General features: G+C 54.1%; 1 protein-coding gene. It reads left to right on the top strand.

All coding sequences use genetic code 11. From position 1 onward, the window contains the following. Window positions 1–657: DUF6318 family protein (locus HMPREF2554_RS09125; RefSeq protein ID WP_070554861.1), on the top strand; the 657-nt coding region annotated here is incomplete at its 5' end. Between the last annotated feature and the right edge of the window lie 162 nt (window positions 658–819).

The following is an 819-nucleotide window of genomic DNA, read 5'->3' as shown; positions in this document are numbered from 1 at the left end:
GGCGTGCTAGGTGCCGGTTCCGCGCTCGCCTTCGTCGGATGCGCCGCCCGCGTGCAGCCGCTCTCGGCGGACGCATCCACGAGTTACCGTGCCGACTATTCGGGTGAGGTCACGTTCAACAGCTACGACACCTCCGCAGGAGAATACGTGCGCGCAACCCGTACCCAACGCGCGAAGAACGTGCCCAAACCGGTGAAAACCGCCATGATGACCGAGAAAAGCTCCGCCGGGCTCTACTCCCTGTTTGGATTTCTTGGGGCAGCCTTCACCTACGGAATTATGACCAACGATTTCTCTCCCTTCAAAGAAATTACCTTTGTGGGAGGAATAAACGGAGCCGAAGCCTTTGAGGAAAGCAGTGTGAAAGAGCTTGAAAATATGTGGTTTGAAGACCCTAAAATGACGTTTACGCTCAAAGACCCGACTCCCACCCAGAACGGTGACGTCTACACATGGGCGGCAACGACCACATTCTCAACAGGTAATTTTGTAGTGTATGAGGGCACTGCGGTAGACATTCCCAGCGAGGCAAAGAAAGACGTTCACGACGGAGAGTTTAAGGCACGATATAACAACGGACGCTGGCTGCTGATCGATATTCCCACCAATACCGATTTGTCTTCTAGCTTTGGCTCAGCGGGCAATCTGAGTGCCTAATTCCAGGGGATAGTACTGGCCGGGAGTATCCGGGATAATAGTGTTAGAACAATAGTCGCCATCGATGAAAGGTCTTTCTCATGACACAGTCGTTTGTATCCCGCAGAACCGCCCTCGGCGTGCTGGGCGCAGGTTCCGCGCTCGCTTTTGTTGGATGCGCAT

The organism is Rothia sp. HMSC071F11, assembly GCF_001809115.1.
Lineage (GTDB): Bacteria > Actinomycetota > Actinomycetes > Actinomycetales > Micrococcaceae > Rothia > Rothia dentocariosa.
Note: the sequence above shows the minus strand (reverse complement) of the source record. Positions and strands in the feature narration are given on the sequence as shown.